The following is an 18,041-nucleotide window of genomic DNA, read 5'->3' as shown; positions in this document are numbered from 1 at the left end:
CGGCCGTCGGTGGGCCGGGTGGGCCCGGCTATCCCGTGCCGGGGCCGGGTGGGCCCGGCTACTACGGGTGGCCGGGGATGCAGCCGTTGCCGAGCAATGGGATGGGTACGGCCGGGCTGGTGCTCGGGATCATCTCCGCCGTGATCTTCTGTCTGTGGCCGGTGGCCATTGTGGTGGGGGTGCTTGCGGTGATCTTCGGGGCGGTGGGGCGGGGTAAGGCGCGGCGGGGAGAGGCGACGAATCCGGGGCAGGCGTTGGCCGGGATCATCTGTGGGGTCGCGGGGGTGGCCCTGGGGGTGGGGTTGCTGGTGTTGCTGGTTGCCACGGGGGCGTAGGGGTTGCCGGGTTTCCCCCCGCCGCCCCTGCCCTCCCCCACTCTCGGCTTCGCTCGAGCGGGGGGACCCCCATCGTCCCCGAGGGCTGCCGCCCCCGGACCCCCGCATCGGCCTGAACGGCCTCGTCCTCAAATGCCGGACGGGCTGAAAAGGGCGGGGACCGGCTGTCGTCATCGGCCGTGCACACGAACGCCGGACGGGCTGAAAAGTGCGGACCGGCGTGAAGAGCCGGCCGGGCGGGATCAACCCCGCAGCCGCTCCCGTGCCTCCATCAGTGCGAAGCCCAGCAGATTCGGCCCCCGCCACCGCTCCGGGTCGCCCGCGCCGTCGTCCTGGGCCGCCAGCCCGATCCCCCATACCCGGTCGACCGGGCTCGCCTCGACCAGTACGCGGTCCCCGGTGCCCAGCAGGAAGGCCCGGAGTTCCGGGTGGGCGGCGAACTTGTGGACCGAGCCCTCGACGACTATGCGGAACCGCTCCCGTTCCCATGCCGTGTCGTCGAACCCCCGGACCAGCCGTCCGGCCTTCTTCGCCAGGGAGGGGTGGTCGGCGGCCAGTACCTGTCGTTCGGCGTCCGGGTCCTCGAACAGTCGTGCCTTCTCCGCCATCATCCAGTGCTCCGCGGTCGCGTAGGACACGCCGGACACCGTGAAGGGGGAGGGCCACCACTGGCTCAGACAGCTCGCGCCGACACGGCCGTCGGGCTGCGGTCGGTGTCCCCAGAAGTGGAGATACCTGACTCTCGCCCCCGAGCGGACCTCCTGAATCAGGACATCCCAAGAATCGATCTTCGCCATAGGGCCGAGTCTGGCACGCACCACCGACATTCCGTCCTCGGTTTTCCAGGCCCACTCGACACCTGGTCGACAGATTCCGTCGCGTAACCAAAAGGCAACAACGGAATCACTTGTTGGAGTCCTGCTGCTCTGTCAGGATCGGCACTCAATTCGAGCCTGAGCCACGCCGGCCCCTTCTGGGGCGCGGAGGGAGCGACATGCACAACCCGGGCACCGCCACCCCGGAACGATTCCCGGCCCAGGACCGCTTCGCGGACGGCGCGCAGTTCATCGCGGGCCGGTCGGCGAAGGGGACCTCGGGGCGTACCCACGCCGTCGTCGATCCCGCCACGGGCGAGGAGGTGTACACCTACGACCTGGCCGGCGCCGATGACGTCGACGCGGCCGTCGCCGCCGCCCGCGCCGCCTTCCCCGGCTGGTCCGGCGCCACCCCCGGCGAGCGGTCCGACGCGCTGCACCGCTTCGCCGGTGTGCTGGCCGAACGCGCCGAGGAATTCGCCCGTGCGGAGTCCCTCCAGTGCGGCAAGCCGCTGAAGCTGACGCGTGAGTTCGACGTGCCGGGGACCATCGACAACACCGCCTACTTCGCCGGCGCCGCCCGGCACCTGCAGGGGCAGTCCGCCGGGGAGTACTCCGGGGATCACACCTCGTACGTCCGCCGTGAGCCCATCGGCGTCGTCGGATCCATCGCGCCCTGGAACTACCCCCTCCAGATGGCCGCCTGGAAGATCCTCCCGGCGATCGCCGCGGGCAACACCATCGTGCTGAAGCCCGCCGAGCTCACCCCGCTCACCTCCCTGCTGTTCGCCCGGGCCGCCACGGACGCCGGCATCCCGGACGGTGTCATCAACATCGTCACCGGCACGGGGAAGGAAGCCGGAGAGCGTCTCGTCGGTCATCCCGACGTCGCCATGACCTCCTTCACCGGCTCCACCGCCGTCGGCAAGCGCGTCGCGGAGATCGCGACCGCCACCGTCAAGCGGATCCACCTGGAGCTCGGCGGCAAGGCGCCGTTCGTGGTCTTCGACGACGCCGACCTGGAGGCCGCCGCCCACGGCGCCGTCGCGGGCTCGCTCATCAACACCGGGCAGGACTGCACGGCCGCCACACGCGCGTACGTGCAGCGGCCGCTGTACGAGGCGTTCGTCGAGCGCACCGCCGCGCTGATGGAGAGCGTCCGGCTCGGCGACCCGTTCGCCGCGGGCACCGACCTCGGGCCGCTGATCTCCCACGTCCAGCGCGACCGGGTCGCCGGCTTCGTCGAGCGTGCGCGCGGCTACGCGCGCGTGGTCACCGGCGGCGCCGCGCCGAAGGGAGAGCTGGAGGCGGGCGCGTACTATCTGCCCACGCTCGTCGCCGACGCCGCCCAGGACAGCGAGATCGTCCAGTCCGAGATCTTCGGCCCGGTACTGGTCGTCCTCCCGTTCGACAGCGACGACGAGGGGATCCGGCTGGCCAACGACACCCCGTACGGACTGGCCGCCTCCGCGTGGAGCCGGGACGTCTACCGGGCGAACCGTGCCACGCGCGAGATCAAGGCCGGGTGCGTGTGGGTCAACGACCACATCCCGATCATCAGCGAGATGCCGCACGGCGGCTACAAGGCGTCCGGCTTCGGCAAGGACATGTCCGCGTACTCCTTCGAGGAGTACACCCAGATCAAACACGTCATGTTCGACAACACCGCGGTGGCCGCGAAGGACTGGCACCGCACCGTCTTCGGGGACCGATAGCCAGATCAGCAGGCACGGCCGGCGCCCGACCCGCGTCCGGCCGTCCCCCTCCCGAAAGGGCACCAAGCGCATGGAGCAGTACGAGCCCGACCGCCTCTCCCCGGCCCAAGTGGCCGCCATGCGGCGCAGCCTCCGCAACGGCAGGGCGGCCATGACCCGCCGTAGCCTGCTGCGCGCCTCCGCGGGCGGCGCGCTCGCGGTGGGCGGACTGGGCACGCTCAGCGCCTGCGGGATTCCCGCGGCCGGCAAGACCGAGGGCGGCACGTCCTCCGAGGACCACTCGGCCAAGGAGAAGGAGGTCAGCTTCTCCAACTGGACCGAGTACATGGACGTCGACGACAGCGGCAAGCACCACCCGACGCTGGAGCAGTTCACGAAGCGGACCGGCATCAAGGTCAAGTACACCGAGGACATCAACGACAACAACGAGTTCTTCGGGAAGATCAAGCCGCAGCTGGCGGCGGGGCAGGACACCGGCCGGGACATAGTCGTCCTCACCGACTGGCTCGCCGCACGTCTCATACGCCTCGGCTGGGTCCAGAAACTCGACCCGTCGAACCTGCCGCACGCCTTCGCCAACCTGTCCCAGCAGTTCCGCGAACCCGACTGGGACCCGGGGCGGGCCTACTCCTATCCCTGGCAGGGCATCTCGACCGTCATCGCCTACAACAAGAAGGCGCTCGACGGCGTCGAGGTGAAGTCGCTCTCCGACCTGCTCGACAACCCCAAGCTCAAGGGCCGGGTCGGGCTGCTCACCGAGATGCGCGACACCATCGGGATGACGCTGCTCGACATGGACAAGGACCCCGCCAAGTTCACCGACGACGACTACGACGCGGCGGTCGCCCGGCTCCAGAAGGCCGTCGACAGCAAGCAGATCCGCCGGTTCACCGGCAACGACTACACCTCCGACCTCACCAGCGGGGACTTCGCGGCATGCCTCGCCTGGGCCGGTGACGTCGTACAGCTCAAGGCCGACAGCCCGGACATCGACTTCCTGATCCCGGACAGCGGCTACATGACGTCGAGCGACAACATGCTCGTCCCCAACAAGGCCCGTCACAAGACGAACGCCGAGCGGCTGATCGACTACTACTACGAGCCGAAGGCAGCCGCCGAGCTCGCCGCCTACATCAACTACGTCTGTCCCGTGGACGGCGTGAAGGAAGAGCTCGCGAAGATCGACGAGGACGCGGCGAACAACCCGCTGATCCTCCCCGACAAGGCCATGCAGGCGCAGTCCCGTGCCTTCCGCTCACTGAGCTCGAAGGAAGAGACGGCCTACGAAGAGAAGTTCGCGAAGCTCACAGGGGCGTGACCACACCATGACCAACGACACCAGCGGCGACGTCCGCCTCTCCGGCATAGCCAAGACCTACGGCTCCTTCACCGCCGTGCATCCGCTCGACCTCACCGTGCCCCAGGGCTCCTTCTTCGCCCTGCTCGGCGCCTCCGGCTGCGGGAAGACCACCACCCTGCGCATGATCGCCGGTCTGGAGGAACCTTCCGCCGGCACCGTCCACCTCGGCGAGCAGGACGTGACCGCGCTCCCGCCGTACAAGCGGCCCGTGAACACGGTCTTCCAGTCGTACGCCCTCTTCCCGCACCTCGACATCTTCGAGAACGTCGCCTTCGGTCTGCGCCGGCGCGGCATCAAGAGCGTGAAGAAGCAGGTCGAGGACATGCTCGAACTCGTCCAGCTCGGCGAGCAGGCCCGCAAGAAGCCGCACCAGCTCTCCGGTGGCCAGCAGCAGCGCGTCGCCGTCGCCCGCGCGCTGATCAACCACCCCAAGGTGCTCCTCCTCGACGAGCCCCTCGGCGCCCTCGACCTCAAGCTGCGCCGTCAGATGCAGCTGGAGCTCAAGCGCATCCAGACCGAGGTCGGCATCACCTTCGTCCATGTCACGCACGACCAGGAGGAGGCCATGACGATGGCCGACACGGTCGCCGTGATGAACGCGGGCCGTGTCGAGCAGCTCGGCTCGCCGGCCGACCTCTACGAGAACCCGCGCACCACCTTCGTCGCCAACTTCCTCGGCACCTCCAACTTCATCGAGGCCGAGGTCGACTCCAAGAGCGGTGACGACATCGTGCTGAAGGCCGGCGGCGGCAAGCTGCTGCTGCCCGGGGCGCGATGTTCCGCGCCCACGACGACCGGCGGCAAGGTGCTGGTCGGCGTACGCCCCGAGAAGATCTCCCTCCTTCCCGCCGAGGACGCCGGGGAGATACCGGAGGGCCGCAACCGCATCACCGGCCGGATCGCCGACTCCTCCTTCATCGGCGTCTCCACGCAGTACGTCGTCGACAGCCCCGTCTGCCCCGAGTTCGAGGTCTACGCCCAGAACATCGACCGCGACACCCGGCTCGTGCCCGGCGCCGAGGTCGTCCTGCACTGGAACCCGGCGCACACCTTCGGCCTCGACGCCGCCCAGGACATCGACGCCGGGATCCAGGAAGAGGCGGGGGTCTGATGGCGACAGTCACCGAGGCGCCACCCCTGGCGCCGGCTCCCGAGGAACCCAGGCCACCGCGCAAGAGGGGACGTTGGACGCCGTACTGGCTCCTGCTCCCCGGCATCCTGTGGCTGCTGATCTTCTTCGCGATGCCGATGATCTACCAGGCCTCCACGTCCGTGCAGACGGGCTCCCTGGAGGAGGGCTACAAGGTCACCTGGCACTTCGCGACCTACTGGGACGCCCTGTCCGAGTACTACCCGCAGTTCCTGCGCTCGGTGCTCTACGCCGGCTCGGCGACGATCCTGTGTCTGCTGCTCGGCTACCCGCTGGCGTACCTCATCGCCTTCCGCGCGGGCCGCTGGCGGAACCTGATCATGATCCTGGTGATCGCGCCGTTCTTCACCAGCTTCCTGATCCGCACCCTCGCCTGGAAGACGATCCTCGCGGACGGCGGCCCCGTCGTCGGCGCCCTCAACACGCTGCACGTCCTGGACGTCACCACCTGGCTCGGCATGACCGAGGGCGACCGCGTGCTGGCCACGCCGCTGGCGGTGGTCTGCGGTCTGACGTACAACTTCCTGCCGTTCATGGTCCTGCCGCTCTACACCTCGCTGGAGCGCATCGACCCACGGCTGCACGAGGCGGCCGGTGACCTGTACGCGAAGCCCGTCACCACCTTCCGCAGGGTCACCTTCCCGCTGTCGATGCCGGGCGTCGTCTCCGGCACGCTGCTGACCTTCATCCCGGCGGCCGGTGACTACGTCAACGCCGACCTGCTGGGCTCCACGGACACCCGCATGGTCGGCAACGTCATCCAGACGCAGTTCCTGCGGATCCTGGACTATCCGACGGCCGCGGCCCTGTCCTTCATCCTCATGGCCGCCATCCTCGTCATGGTGACGCTCTACATCCGCAGGTCCGGCACGGAGGATCTGGTTTAAATGACCGTCGTCAACTGGCTCAAGCGCAATCTCGTCGTCATCGCGGGACTGCTGACGCTTTCCTATCTCCTGCTCCCCAACGTCATTGTGACGATCTTCTCCTTCAACAAACCGAAGGGGCGTTTCAACTACGAATGGCAGGAGTTCTCCACGGCCGCATGGCAGGACCCGTGCGGAGTCTCCGACCTGTGCGGCTCGCTGTCGGTCAGCCTCCAGATCGCGTTCTGGGCGACCATCGGCGCCACGCTGCTGGGCACGCTGATCGCCTTCGCGCTGGTCCGCTACCGCTTCCGCGCACGCGGCGCGGTGAACTCGCTGATCTTCCTGCCGATGGCGATGCCCGAGGTCGTCATGGCCGCCTCGCTGCTCACCCTGTTCCTCAACCTGGGTGCTCAGCTCGGCTTCTGGACGATCCTCATCGCGCACATCATGTTCTGCCTGAGCTTCGTCGTCACCGCCGTCAAGGCGCGCGTGATGTCGATGGACCCGAGGCTGGAGCAGGCCGCGCAGGACCTCTACGCCGGCCCGGTCCAGACGTTCGTCAGGGTCACCCTGCCGATCGCCGCCCCCGGCATCGCGGCGGGCGCGCTGCTGGCCTTCGCGCTCTCCTTCGACGATTTCATCATCACCAATTTCAACGCGGGCTCCACCGTCACCTTCCCGATGTTCGTCTGGGGCTCGGCCCAGCGCGGAACGCCCGTTCAGATCAATGTCATCGGTACGGCCATGTTCATCATCGCCGTACTGTTCGTCCTGGTCTCCATGGCCATCAGTAATCGCCGCACCAAGCAAAAGGCATAAACCGCTGTAGGGAGTTGAAATCATGGCCCCAAGCGCCATGAGTCGTGGCACCAACTGGAACACATCCCTTTCCGAAGCCCAGCCGGTCCCGTACTGGCTGGACGACCCGGGCCGCCCCCGCCCCGAGCCCGCCCTCACCACCGCCGAGACCTGTGACCTGCTGGTCGTCGGCGGCGGCTACAGCGGACTGTGGACCGCGCTCATCGCCAAGGAGCGCGATCCGCAGCGGGACGTCGTCCTGGTCGAAGGCCGTGAGGTGGGCTGGGCCGCCTCCGGCCGCAACGGCGGCTTCTGCGCAGCCTCCCTCACCCACGGCCTGCCCAACGGGCTGACCCGCTGGCCGGACGAGATCCACAAGCTGGAGGAGCTCGGCAGGCGCAACCTCGACGAGATCGAGCAGGCGGTCGCCCGCTACCACCTGGACTGCGACTTCGAGCGCACCGGCGAGATCGACGTCGCCACCGAGACGTACCAGGCGCGGGAACTGCGCGACTGGTACGAGGAACTGCGCGAGAAGGGCCTCGCCGAGGGCGTCGAGTTCCTGGACGCCGAGGCCGTGCGGGCGCAGGTCGACTCACCGACCTTCCAGGCCGGCCTCTACGACCGCCGGGGCGTCGCCATGGTCAACCCCGCCAAGCTGGCCTGGGGCCTGAAGCGGGCGTGCATGGACCTCGGCGTCCGCGTCCGCGAGCACACCCCCGCCCTCACCCTCAAGCCGTACGGCGCCGGCATGGCCGTCAGCACCCCGTACGGCCGGATCCGTGCCCGCCAGGTCGCGCTCGGCACGAACATCTTCCCGAGCCTGGTCAAGCGGGTGCGGGCCTACACCGTCCCGGTCTACGACTACGCCCTGATGACCGAGCCGCTCACCGACGAGCAACTCGCGTCGATCGGCTGGAAGAACCGCCAGGGCCTCGGCGACTCGGCGAACCAGTTCCACTACTTCCGGCTCTCCGCCGACAACCGCATCCTGTGGGGCGGCTACGACGCGATCTACCCGTACGGCGGCCGGGTGCGTGCCGAGTACGACGACCGCCCGGAGACCTACGCCAAGCTCGCGGAGCACTTCTTCACCTGCTTCCCGCAACTGGAGGGCATGCGCTTCACGCACGCGTGGGGCGGCGCCATCGACACCTGCTCGCGCTTCTCGGCGTTCTTCGGCACGGCGCATCAGGGCAAGGTGGCCTACGCGGCCGGCTACACGGGGCTCGGTGTCGGCTCGACCCGGTTCGGCGCCGACGTGATGCTGGACCTGCTGGCGGGGGAGCGCACCGAGCGCACGGAGCTGGAGATGGTCCGCAAGAAGCCGCTGCCGTTCCCGCCGGAGCCCTTCGCCTGGACCGGCATCGCCCTCACCAAGTGGTCGCTGGCCCGCGCCGACGCGCACGGTGGCCGGCGCAATCTGTGGCTGAAGGCGATGGACAGGCTGGGCCTGGGCTTCGACAGCTGATGAGCCGTGAGTGAAGTGACCTGGATCATTTTTTGAACTGGTCGCGAAAACTCGCGTAATGCCGGCCGGTGACCTCCCTCTCCCTCGTGACGCGATCGGGCGTCCACGACAGAGAGGGAGGTCACCGTCATGACAGGGGCGAAAACGGCGGTCGAGTGGCTGGCGTCCGTGGCTCCGGACCCCGAGGCCTGCCGCTGGGAGTGGGAGCGCAATCCCCTCGGGGTGGCACTGCTGCCCGCCGGCAAGGCCTGGGACGTGCTCATCCTGCCGGGTGAGCTGGGCTATCCCACGCTCGACGTCCTCACCCGCATCATCGACCAACTCGGCCCGGTCCTGGTCGACTTCGGCGACTCCCGGATGGGCTTCTTCGTACCGCCCGGCACGGCCGCCCGCTGGCTCGGCACCGGCATCCGCACGGTCGGGGCCGGCACCTGGATCGTCGTGCCGTACCCGGGCCGGGCCACCGGAGGGGTGCGCTGGCTGGTCGCGCCGGACGGCACCGGAACCCTCACCGACCCGGCGCTTCTCGAACTGGCGATGCACGAGGCCGCCGCCGGCCTGGCCGATGAAGACTAGGGGGGAGCCGCGCCGGGTTGTGTGTCGGCCGCGGGTGCGTTGTGGCTGGTCGCGCAGTTCCCCGCGCCCCTTGGGGGTGTTGCCGAACCGTCCAGTGTCTTGACAACCCGGATTGGTCTGGACCAAGTTGAGTGCGCTCCAGCCCTCCACATCCCCCAGCCCCGGAGGCACTTGTGGATCGCTTCAGACCGCTCGCCCTCCTCACCGCCGCGGCAGTGACCCTGCCCGGCCTCACCGCGCTCTCGTCGGCCGCCCGTGCGGCCGACGCCGACCTCGCCCGCAACGGCGGCTTCGAATCCGGCCTCGACGGCTGGACCTGCACGGCCGGTACCACCGTCAACTCACCCGTCCGCAGCGGCGCCTCGGCACTCCAGGCCACCCCGGCCGGCGCCGACAACGCCCGGTGCGCCCAGACGGTGACCGTGAAACCGGACTCCCAGTACACGCTGTCCGGATACGTCCGCGGCGCCTACGTCTACCTCGGCGCGAGCGGCACCGGCACCACCGACGTCTCCGCCTGGACCCAGTCCGCCCCCTCCTGGCAGCAGCTGACGACGACCTTCCGCACGGGCCCCTCCACCACCCGCGTCACCCTCTACACCCACGGTTGGTACGGCACCGGCGCCTACCAGGCCGACGACATATCCCTGGTCGGACCCGGTGTGGACGCGGGTCAGCCGCCCACCGCGCCGACCGGACTGAGGACCGGCGCGATCGCCGCGACGAGCATCGCCCTGTCCTGGTCGCCGGTGGCGGGCGCGACGAGCTACGCCGTCTACCGCAACGGCGCCAAGGTCCAGACGGTGACCGGCACTTCGGCGACCGTCGGGGGACTCTCGCCCTCCACCGCGTACGGCTTCCAGGTCGCGGCGGTGAACGACGCGGGCGAGTCGGCGAAGTCGGCCACCGTGACCGCCACGACCATCGCGGGCCCCGACGGCCCGGGCACCGACCTCCCGGCGCACGCCCTGGTCGGCTACCTCCACGCGAGCTTCGCCAACGGCTCCGGTTACACGCGCATGGCCGACGTCCCCGACAGCTGGGACGTCATCGACCTGGCCTTCGGCGAACCCACCTCCGTCACCTCCGGCGACATCCGCTTCGACCGCTGCCCGGTGGCCGAGTGCCCGAACGTCGAGTCCGACGCCGACTTCAAGGCGGCGATCAAGACCAAGCAGGCTGCCGGCAAGAAGGTCCTGATCTCGATCGGCGGCCAGAACGGCCAGGTACAGCTGACCACCACGGCCGCGCGGGACACCTTCGTCACGTCCGTCTCGAAGATCATCGACGAGTACGGCCTCGACGGCCTGGACATCGACTTCGAGGGCCACTCCCTGTCCCTGAACGCCGACGACACCGACTTCAAGAACCCGAAGACCCCGGTGATCGTCAACCTCATCGCGGCGCTGAAGACCCTGAAGGCCAAGTACGGCGACGACTTCGTGCTGACCATGGCCCCGGAGACCTTCTTCGTCCAGCTCGGCTACCAGTACTACGGCACCGGCCAGTGGGGCGGCCAGGACCCCCGAGCGGGTGCGTACCTGCCGGTCATCCACGCCCTGCGCGACGACCTGACACTCCTGCACGTCCAGGACTACAACTCGGGACCGATCATGGGCCTGGACAACCAGTACCACTCCATGGGCGGCGCCGACTTCCACATCGCCATGACCGACATGCTGCTGACCGGCTTCCCGGTCGCCGGCAACGCGAACAACGTCTTCCCGCCGCTGCGCCCCGACCAGGTCGCCATCGGCATGCCGGCGTCGACCAACGCGGGCAACGGGCACGTCCCCCCGGCCGAGGTCACCAAGGCCCTCGACTGCCTCACCAGGAAGACCAACTGCGGTTCCTACGCGACCCACGGCACCTGGCCGGCCCTGCGCGGCCTGATGACGTGGTCGATCAACTGGGACCGCTACTCGAACTGGGAGTTCCAGCGGACGTTCGACGGCTACTTCGGCTGAGGAACAGCCACAGCAGCGTGATCAGCACCGTACCGAGGCACCAACTGGCCACCACGTCCAGTGGCCAGTGGTAGCCGCGCCGGACCAGGCCGAAGGCGACGCCCAGGTTGAGGGCGGCGCACACCGCGAGGGTGGTGCGGCGGGCGACCGCGGAGCGCAGCCAGGGGAGGAGGAGCAGGGCCGCGGCGCCGTACGCGACGGCTGCCGTGGCCGTGTGGCCCGAGGGGTAGTAACCGGTGGCGGGCGGTACGGCCGGGGTGCCCGGGCGGTCGGTGAGTTCCTTGAGGGGAACGATCAGGACCGGGACCAGCGCCATCAGCACGGCCGCCGCGGCCGCCGGCCACCACCAGTGGTCTGTACCGGTGCGGCGATGCCGCCAGGTGACGTACACGAGGACGACCGCGAGGACCGGCACGGCGACCGGCACATTGCCCAGGTCGGCGAGGAGCTCGGAGAGGCGGTCGGGGTGGATCAGGGCCCTGCTGGCCGCCTCGTCGAGGTCGGTCAGCGGGCCGTCGGCCATCACCTGCCAGGTGATGAGCGCGAAAAGAAGGGCCGGAAGCCCGAGAAGGAGAGAGAGGGAGGTCGGCCGCCCCGGAACAGGGGGGGTAGTTCCGAGGCGGCCGTCCGGATCGGATGGTCGCGCGCCCCGGGGGGTTTGGGGCGGGCGACTGTCCGATCGGTGAGGAGATCCGGAGCCGGAAGCTCCGGGTGTGTGCGCGAGGGCACGACCAGGTCGAAGCTGGGGAGGCCACGGCCTGAAGTCGCCCAGAGTCCCCTCTGGGCGGGGTGTATCTCTCATCTGCTTAGAACCTACGGCAGGGCGAGGGCGTTAGACAGACGGAATCGCGTCCTGACATCCACCTCGCACACCTTCTTCACACGCTCTGACTAACGTGGCCCCGGCCCCGGAATCGACGGAGTCGTCACGGCCGGGGCGCAAGGGGTTCCCGGGAGCGGAACCCCGTCTCCCACCAGTGGTTTCCCTGGGGCCTCAGATGCGGGCGAAGGCCTGCTCGATGATGTCGAGGCCCTCGTTCAGCAGGTCCTCGCCGATGACCAGCGGCGGCAGGAAGCGCAGCACGTTGCCGTAAGTGCCACAGGTCAGGACCAGCAGGCCCTCGGCGTGGCAGGCCTTGGCCAGCGCGGCGGTCGCCTCCGGGTTCGGCTCCTTGGTGGTGCGGTCCTTGACCAGCTCGATGGCGATCATCGCGCCACGGCCGCGGACGTCGCCGACGATGTCGAACTTCTCGGCCATGGCGTCCAGGCGGGCCTTCATGATCGCCTCGATGTTCTTGGCCTTGGCGTTGAGGTCCAGCTCCTTCATCGTCTCGATGGAGCCGAGCGCACCGGCGCAGGCGACGGGGTTGCCGCCGTAGGTGCCGCCCAGGCCGCCCGCGTGAGCGGCGTCCATGATCTCGGCGCGGCCGGTGACGGCGGCCAGCGGGAGGCCGCCGGCGATGCCCTTCGCCGTCGTGATCAGGTCGGGGACGATGCCCTCGTCCTCGCACGCGAACCACTGGCCGGTGCGGCAGAAGCCGGACTGGATCTCGTCGGCGACGAAGACGATGCCGTTGTCGGCGGCGAACTGGCGGATCGCGGGCAGGAAGCCCTTGGCCGGCTCGATGAAGCCGCCCTCGCCGAGCACCGGCTCGATGATGATCGCGGCGACGTTGTCCGGGCCGACCTGCTTGGTGATCTGGTCGATGGCCTGCGCGGCGGCCTCCGGGCCGGCGTTCTCGGCACCGGTCGGCCAGCGGTAGCCGTAGGCGACCGGGACGCGGTAGACCTCGGGCGCGAACGGACCGAAGCCGTGCTTGTACGGCATGTTCTTCGCGGTCAGCGCCATGGTCAGGTTCGTCCGGCCGTGGTAGCCGTGGTCGAACACGACGACGGCCTGGCGCTTGGTGTAGGCGCGCGCGATCTTGACCGCGTTCTCGACGGCCTCGGCGCCGGAGTTGAACAGCGCGGACTTCTTGGCGTGGTCACCGGGCGTCAGCTCGGCGAGGGCCTCGGCGACCTCGACGTACCCCTCGTACGGCGTGACCATGAAACAGGTGTGGGTGAAGTCCGCGAGCTGGGCGGACGCCCGGCGTACGACGGCCTCGGCGGAGGCGCCGACGCTGGTCACGGCGATACCCGAACCGAAGTCGATGAGCCGGTTGCCGTCGACGTCCTCGAGGATGCCGCCACCCGCGCGCGCGGTGAAGACGGGCAGCACGGAGCCCACGCCCTGCGCGACCGCGGCGGTACGGCGGGCCTGCAACTCCTGCGACTTCGGACCGGGGATGGCGGTGACGACGCGGCGCTCCTGCGGAACTGCGCTCATGAGGGGCTCCTGGGGGTTTTGCTGACGCTTGTCTTGTTCTTTTCTCGCAGGCTAGGGCGGGGAGTGGGGGGTGGGCATGCTCCATGTGGGCGTTGTCAGCGATGCCGGTTGTCCGTGGTGGACATAGCGAGCCGGTGCCGTGCGTTTCCGGGTTCCCGAGGATCACCGGAGTATCTCGGTGGGTTCCGTCGGCCGTGTAAGCGGTGAACTCCCCAGGAGAGGGCGTTAGATTGACTCGCTGATGGTGGATGGCACGGATGGAACGGCTGGTCAGGGGGCAAGGGCGATGGACAGCGACGGGACGCAGGACGCGCGGGGCACACACGCGACGCCTGTGCCGCGTCCGGCGATGCCGCCGGAGGCCCCGGTGGTGCCGCCGCGACCTGCGTGGGAACCGGGGGTGCCACCACAGCAGGAGCACGACCGGGGCGAGGCGGTCGCCGCCTGGCTCGACGAGGCCCGGCCCGAGGCCGGGACCGGCATCTGGCGCTTCGGCTACCGCATGCCGAAGGCGGGCCTGAACGGGGAGCGGCTTGCTCCGGTGACCGTCGTCGGCATGCTGATCCCGCTCGCAGTGGCGCTCGTGGTGTGGTCCTTCTGGCGGCGCGGCGCGATCCCGTACCAGTACACGTTCCTGCGGCTGTTCACCCCAGACGACTGGTGGTGGGGCGGCACGCTCGCCTCGCCCAAACGGCTGGAGGACCAGTCGATCCAGTACCCGGGCGTGGAGGCGCTGCAGGTCTACAACGGGCTCTTCTTCGCCCTGCTCGTCTACGCCGTGGGCCGACTGGGTGGCTGGCCGGCCGTCGTCCGCCACGTGGTGGGCCACCGGCCCCAGCCCGCCCGCGCCCTGCTCGCCGCCCTCGGCGCCCTCGTTACCCTCAGCTTCGTGTTCCCGGACGCCTTCCCCGGCGTCGGCTGGGACGCCCTGCCGGTCGTGAACCCTCTGTTCTCGCTGATCGCGCTGATCAGTGACGGCTACGGGATCTACGAGTCGCCGTGGTCGACGGACGCGCTGTACACCGTCATCACCCTTGCCGTCCTCTGGCCCTTCGCCAGGCTCGGCGGTTGGTGGTCCCTGGTCCGGAGCCGGCTCGCAGCCCGCCGCCGCGCCGAAGGACAGCAGGACGCGTCGTCGGCCGCCGAGCAGTCCCGCGCCCGCTGGCCCGAGCTGCGGGAGGCCGGACAGCACCAGGCTGCCGAGGTGCTCACCGCCGAGGTACTCGCCGGGCGGATGAACGACGTGGACTGTGCTCGTGTCGACCACGGCTGGATCCGGGCCCGGCGCGAGGGCCGGCTCCCCGTCTTCACGGACACGGTGCTCCGTCAGGGCGCCGCGGCGTTCACCCATCCCTCCGGCGCCCGGGACCTGCACGGCCGCGCCGCCCGGCACGATCTGCTCACCGGACAGGTACGCATCGGCCAGTGGGCGGCCGCCGAGCGCACACCGCCGGCATACGGCGGCGTCGGCGCGGCTCTCGGGCCCGAGACGCTGGGCACCTCGATGCTGGTCGTAGGGCCGTCGGGAGCCGGGAAGACCCGGCACGTGATCGCGCCGGTCGTCGAGTCCCTCGCGCTCCAGGCGCTCACCGGCAGCTGCGCGGTCGTCGTCGTGTCCAGCGCGGGCACACCGGTCGGGGCGGATTCGTCGTACGACGTCGTGGTGCGCGTCGGCGACCCCGCCTCCGTGCACGACCTGGACCCGTATGCGGACTCCGACGACGCCGACGAGGCCGCCGGATTCCTCGCCGAGGCCCTGGCCGGGGATCTCGACTCCGTGGGCGCCGAGCGTGCGGCCACCGCCCTCGCCCAACTCCTCGGCCCCTACCGTGCCGCGTACGGGCACTTCCCTGCGCTGCCCGTCCTGCGGGAACTGCTGGAAGGGCACCCGGCCGCCCTCTCCGACCTGCGCCGGCGACTCGACGACGAACGGCACGCGGCGATGCGCCGGGAACTGGAGGCCCGGGCACGGCAGGCCGGTACCGCCGGCGACCCCGGTCCGGCCCTCGCCGACCGGCTTGCTCTGCTGGACCGGCCCGTGTTCGCCGACTTCTTCGGCTCGGGCGGCGACACGATCCGCCCGTTCTCGCTGCGCGCCGTCGCCCACCACCCGCTGCGCGTCCGTATCGACCTGCCCGAGCACGGTCATGAGCAGGCCTCCCGCCTGATCGCCCGGCTGGTGCTGGCGCAGTTCGCGAGCGTCGCGCGTGAAGGCTCACGCGAACACTTCGTCAGCCTCGTCCTGGACGATGCCACCGGCACCGTCACCCCCACCTCGGTGCGGCGCATCCAGCGGCTGCGGTCGCAGAACGCCGGTGCGGTGCTCGCGCTGCGCACGATCTCCGACGTGCCGGAGCCCCTGCACGGGCCGCTGTACGGGGCGGTCGGCTGCCGGATGGCCATGGCCGGGGTGACGACCTGGGACGGCAGCCGGTTCGCCGATGCCTGGGGCACGGAGTGGGTCGAGACCACGGACGTCGCCCGGCACACCGTCTTCGCCGACCAGCCGATGACCCGGGCCATGCACGCCCTGCGCAAGCTGGTGACCGGCAAGGCGGTGACGACGGAGGCGGTCACCGTGCGGCAGGTGGAGCGGGAGCGGTGGTCGGCCTCCGAACTGGCGCACGGGGTGCCGCCGGGGCACGCCGTGCTGTCGCTCACCAGCGTCCAGGGAGAGCACGCGCCACCGCTGCTGGTGGATCTGCGGGGCTGACCGGGTTATCCGGCCACAGGGCCACGGGGGACCGTACGGTGAGGCAGAATCGACACAGGTCGTTCATACACGGCGGCCAAAAGATCACAGAGATCGCAGAGATCCCGCAGACGATCATCGAGATCACACCGACTTGAAGGCCGCATGCCCCCCACGCTCTCCTCGCTCGTCCATCACTCCGCGCTGAAGCTGACCGTGCGGGCGGGCGAGGACCGCCTGGACGTGCCCGTGCGCTGGGCGCATGCCAGCGAGCTCACCGATCCCGTCCCCTACATGGAGGGCGGGGAGCTGCTGCTGATCACCGCGCTGAAGCTGGACGCCGAGAACCCCGAGGCGATGCGGCGCTATGTGCGGCGCCTGGTGGGCGCCGGCGTGGTCGGGCTCGGCTTCGCGGTCGGCGTCCACTACGAGGACATCCCCGAGGCCCTGGTCGACGCGGCGACGGAGGAGGACCTTCCGCTGCTGGAGGTGCCGCGCCGGACCCCCTTCCTCGCCATCAGCAAGGCCGTGTCGGCGGCCATCGCGGCGGATCAGTACCGCGCGGTGACGGCGGGCTTCGCGGCCCAGCGGGAGCTGACCAAGCACGCCCTGACCGACGGCCCCGAAGGGCTGCTGTCCGCGCTCGCCTCGCAGGTCGACGGCTGGGCGGCGCTGTACGACGCCTCCGGTGCCGTCGTCGCGACGGCGCCCGAGTGGGCCGGGCGGCGGGCGGCACGGCTGACGGCGGACGTGGAACGGCTGCGCGAGCGGCCCGCGCCCGCCTCGTCCGTGGTCGGCGGACCGGAGAACGAGGACCGGGTCGAACTGCACAGCCTGGGCACCGGCCGGCGCCCCCGGGCCGCCCTGGCCGTCGGAACGGCGACCGCCCTCGGCACCGCGGAGCGCTACGCCGTCCACTCGGCCATCGCCCTGCTGACCCTGACCACCGAGCGCTCCCGGTCCCTCCAGGCGGCCGAGCAGCGGATCGGCGCGGCGGTGCTGCGGATGCTGCTCGCCGGGCAGCCGGACCACGCCCGGGCCGTGGCCGGGAGCTTGTACGGCGAGCTGCTCGACGCGCCGTTCCGGGTGATCGTCGCCGAGTCGGCCCCGGTGTCGGCCGCACGGGTCGTGGACTCCGGGGCGCGGGCGGTGCCGAGCAAGGCGTCCGCCGCGGCGCTGGTCGCGGCGGCGGAGGCGAACGGTGATCCGCTGGGTGCGCTCACCGAGGTCGTCGAGTCCGCGGCGGCCCGTGCCGGGGAGGCCGTGCTGGTGGTGCCGGAGGGCGAGGGCGAGACCGCGCGGCTGGTGGTGCTGGCCGCGGACGGCGGGGCGGCGGTCACGGCGTGCGCGGAGTACGCGGCGGCGCTGGAGGCGGCGCGCTCGGGGGCCGTACCGGAGCAGCCCGGGGGCATCGACGACGAGCTGGTCGTCGGGCTGTCGGCGCCGGCCGGGCCCATCGCCGCGGCGGGGGCGTACAAGCAGGCCGAGCAGGCGCTGTCGGTGGCCAGGCGGCGGGGGCGGGTGTTCGTGGAGCACGAGCAGCTGGCCGCGGGGTCCGTGCTGCCGCTGCTCGCGGACGACGCGGTGCGGGCGTTCGCCGACGGGTTGCTGCGGGCGCTGCACGAGCATGACGCGACGGGGCGGGGTGATCTGGTCGCCTCGCTGCGGGCGTGGTTGTCCCGGCACGGGCAGTGGGATGCGGCGGCTGCGGATCTGGGGGTGCACCGGCATACGCTGCGGTACCGGATGCGGCGGGTGGAGGAGATTCTCGGGCGGTCGCTGGACGATGCGGATGTTCGGATGGAGCTCTGGCTGGCGCTGAAGGCGACGTCGACGGAGTAGGCGGGGTGGTTGCGGCCCGGTCTCTTCTCGCCCCCGCCGCCCCTACCCTCCCCCACTCTCGGCTTCGCTCGAGCGGGGGGACCCCCATCGTCCCCGGGGGCTGCCGCCCCCGGACCCCCGCA

The 18,041-nt window shown here is 70.5% G+C and carries 14 protein-coding genes; 11 read left to right on the top strand and 3 right to left on the bottom strand.

From position 1 onward, the window contains the following. Window positions 1-119 precede the first annotated feature (119 nt). Entirely contained in the window at window positions 120-335 is a 216-nt protein-coding gene (locus ACGFW6_RS17525; protein WP_393509951.1) for a DUF4190 domain-containing protein, read from the top strand. 242 nt (window positions 336-577) lie between these two features. Here the strand turns inward: ACGFW6_RS17525 and ACGFW6_RS17520 are convergent, their stop codons facing one another. Next, a complete protein-coding gene (locus ACGFW6_RS17520) occupies window positions 578-1,162 on the bottom strand; it encodes an NADAR family protein (protein ID WP_393509948.1) in 585 nt (194 codons plus the stop codon). Between the two features lie 167 nt (window positions 1,163-1,329). Between ACGFW6_RS17520 and ACGFW6_RS17515 the strand changes: the two genes are divergently transcribed. The 8 genes from ACGFW6_RS17515 to ACGFW6_RS17480 all read left to right on the top strand — a co-directional run bounded on the left by ACGFW6_RS17515 (window position 1,330) and on the right by ACGFW6_RS17480 (window position 11,056). Further along, on the top strand, window positions 1,330-2,865 hold the full coding sequence (locus ACGFW6_RS17515) for a gamma-aminobutyraldehyde dehydrogenase (RefSeq protein WP_393509945.1): 1,536 nt from the start codon (window positions 1,330-1,332) through the stop codon (window positions 2,863-2,865). A gap of 70 nt (window positions 2,866-2,935) precedes the next feature. Continuing rightward, on the top strand, window positions 2,936-4,183 hold the full coding sequence (locus ACGFW6_RS17510; protein ID WP_393509942.1) for a PotD/PotF family extracellular solute-binding protein: 1,248 nt from the start codon (window positions 2,936-2,938) through the stop codon (window positions 4,181-4,183). A gap of 7 nt (window positions 4,184-4,190) precedes the next feature. After that, window positions 4,191-5,336, top strand: a complete 1,146-nt coding sequence (locus ACGFW6_RS17505) for an ABC transporter ATP-binding protein (protein WP_393509939.1) — start codon at window positions 4,191-4,193, stop codon at window positions 5,334-5,336. After that, a complete protein-coding gene (locus ACGFW6_RS17500) occupies window positions 5,336-6,262 on the top strand; it encodes an ABC transporter permease (protein WP_393509936.1) in 927 nt (308 codons plus the stop codon). Before ACGFW6_RS17505 ends, ACGFW6_RS17500 begins: the two co-directional genes overlap by 1 nt. Further along, entirely contained in the window at window positions 6,263-7,063 is an 801-nt protein-coding gene (locus ACGFW6_RS17495; protein WP_393509933.1) for an ABC transporter permease, read from the top strand. A 22-nt stretch (window positions 7,064-7,085) separates the two neighbouring features. Beyond that, window positions 7,086-8,513 carry an NAD(P)/FAD-dependent oxidoreductase gene (locus tag ACGFW6_RS17490; RefSeq protein ID WP_393509930.1) on the top strand — a complete coding sequence of 476 codons (1,428 nt, stop codon included), beginning with the start codon at window positions 7,086-7,088 and terminating at the stop codon, window positions 8,511-8,513. 129 nt (window positions 8,514-8,642) lie between these two features. Continuing rightward, window positions 8,643-9,089, top strand: coding sequence for a hypothetical protein (locus tag ACGFW6_RS17485; RefSeq protein WP_393509927.1), 447 nt, complete (start codon window positions 8,643-8,645; stop codon window positions 9,087-9,089). Window positions 9,090-9,262: 173 nt separating this feature from the next. Further along, entirely contained in the window at window positions 9,263-11,056 is a 1,794-nt protein-coding gene (locus tag ACGFW6_RS17480) for a chitinase (RefSeq protein ID WP_393509924.1), read from the top strand. Here the strand turns inward: ACGFW6_RS17480 and ACGFW6_RS17475 are convergent. Together ACGFW6_RS17475 and gabT are read right to left on the bottom strand one after the other, a co-directional pair. Then, a complete protein-coding gene (locus ACGFW6_RS17475; protein WP_393509921.1) occupies window positions 10,995-11,579 on the bottom strand; it encodes a phosphatase PAP2 family protein in 585 nt (194 codons plus the stop codon). The two genes, ACGFW6_RS17480 and ACGFW6_RS17475, sit on opposite strands and share 62 nt — an antisense overlap. Before the next feature lie 471 nt (window positions 11,580-12,050). Then, the gene (gabT, locus tag ACGFW6_RS17470) at window positions 12,051-13,385 is read right to left on the bottom strand and encodes a 4-aminobutyrate--2-oxoglutarate transaminase (protein ID WP_393509918.1); all 1,335 of its coding nucleotides are present in this window, start codon (window positions 13,383-13,385) and stop codon (window positions 12,051-12,053) included. Between the two features lie 286 nt (window positions 13,386-13,671). Here gabT and ACGFW6_RS17465 point away from each other — a divergent pair, with 286 nt between their 5' ends. Both ACGFW6_RS17465 and ACGFW6_RS17460 read left to right on the top strand, forming a co-directional pair. Then, a complete protein-coding gene (locus tag ACGFW6_RS17465) occupies window positions 13,672-16,098 on the top strand; it encodes an ATP/GTP-binding protein (RefSeq protein ID WP_393509915.1) in 2,427 nt (808 codons plus the stop codon). A gap of 144 nt (window positions 16,099-16,242) precedes the next feature. After that, window positions 16,243-17,919: a PucR family transcriptional regulator gene (locus ACGFW6_RS17460; RefSeq protein WP_393509913.1), complete on the top strand. Its 1,677-nt coding sequence runs from the start codon at window positions 16,243-16,245 to the stop codon at window positions 17,917-17,919. The last annotated feature ends 122 nt before the right edge of the window (window positions 17,920-18,041 follow it).

The sequence above is a fragment of the Streptomyces sp. Y7 genome (assembly GCF_043195415.1).
Lineage (GTDB): Bacteria > Actinomycetota > Actinomycetes > Streptomycetales > Streptomycetaceae > Streptomyces.
Note: the sequence above shows the minus strand (reverse complement) of the source record. Positions and strands in the feature narration are given on the sequence as shown.

Bases quoted from the DNA above. Each gene is read 5' to 3' on its own strand.
- ACGFW6_RS17510 (WP_393509942.1), top strand. From the start codon at position 2,936: ATGGAGCAGTACGAGCCCGACCGCCTCTCCCCGGCCCAAGTGGCCGCC.
- ACGFW6_RS17500 (WP_393509936.1), top strand. From the start codon at position 5,336: ATGGCGACAGTCACCGAGGCGCCACCCCTGGCGCCGGCTCCCGAGGAA.
- ACGFW6_RS17520 (WP_393509948.1), bottom strand. From the start codon at position 1,162: ATGTCGGTGGTGCGTGCCAGACTCGGCCCTATGGCGAAGATCGATTCT.
- gabT (WP_393509918.1), bottom strand. From the start codon at position 13,385: ATGAGCGCAGTTCCGCAGGAGCGCCGCGTCGTCACCGCCATCCCCGGT.
- ACGFW6_RS17465 (WP_393509915.1), top strand. From the start codon at position 13,672: ATGGACAGCGACGGGACGCAGGACGCGCGGGGCACACACGCGACGCCT.
- ACGFW6_RS17475 (WP_393509921.1), bottom strand. From the start codon at position 11,579: ATGGCCGACGGCCCGCTGACCGACCTCGACGAGGCGGCCAGCAGGGCC.
- ACGFW6_RS17515 (WP_393509945.1), top strand. From the start codon at position 1,330: ATGCACAACCCGGGCACCGCCACCCCGGAACGATTCCCGGCCCAGGAC.
- ACGFW6_RS17490 (WP_393509930.1), top strand. From the start codon at position 7,086: ATGGCCCCAAGCGCCATGAGTCGTGGCACCAACTGGAACACATCCCTT.
- ACGFW6_RS17460 (WP_393509913.1), top strand. From the start codon at position 16,243: ATGCCCCCCACGCTCTCCTCGCTCGTCCATCACTCCGCGCTGAAGCTG.
- ACGFW6_RS17495 (WP_393509933.1), top strand. From the start codon at position 6,263: ATGACCGTCGTCAACTGGCTCAAGCGCAATCTCGTCGTCATCGCGGGA.
- ACGFW6_RS17505 (WP_393509939.1), top strand. From the start codon at position 4,191: ATGACCAACGACACCAGCGGCGACGTCCGCCTCTCCGGCATAGCCAAG.
- ACGFW6_RS17485 (WP_393509927.1), top strand. From the start codon at position 8,643: ATGACAGGGGCGAAAACGGCGGTCGAGTGGCTGGCGTCCGTGGCTCCG.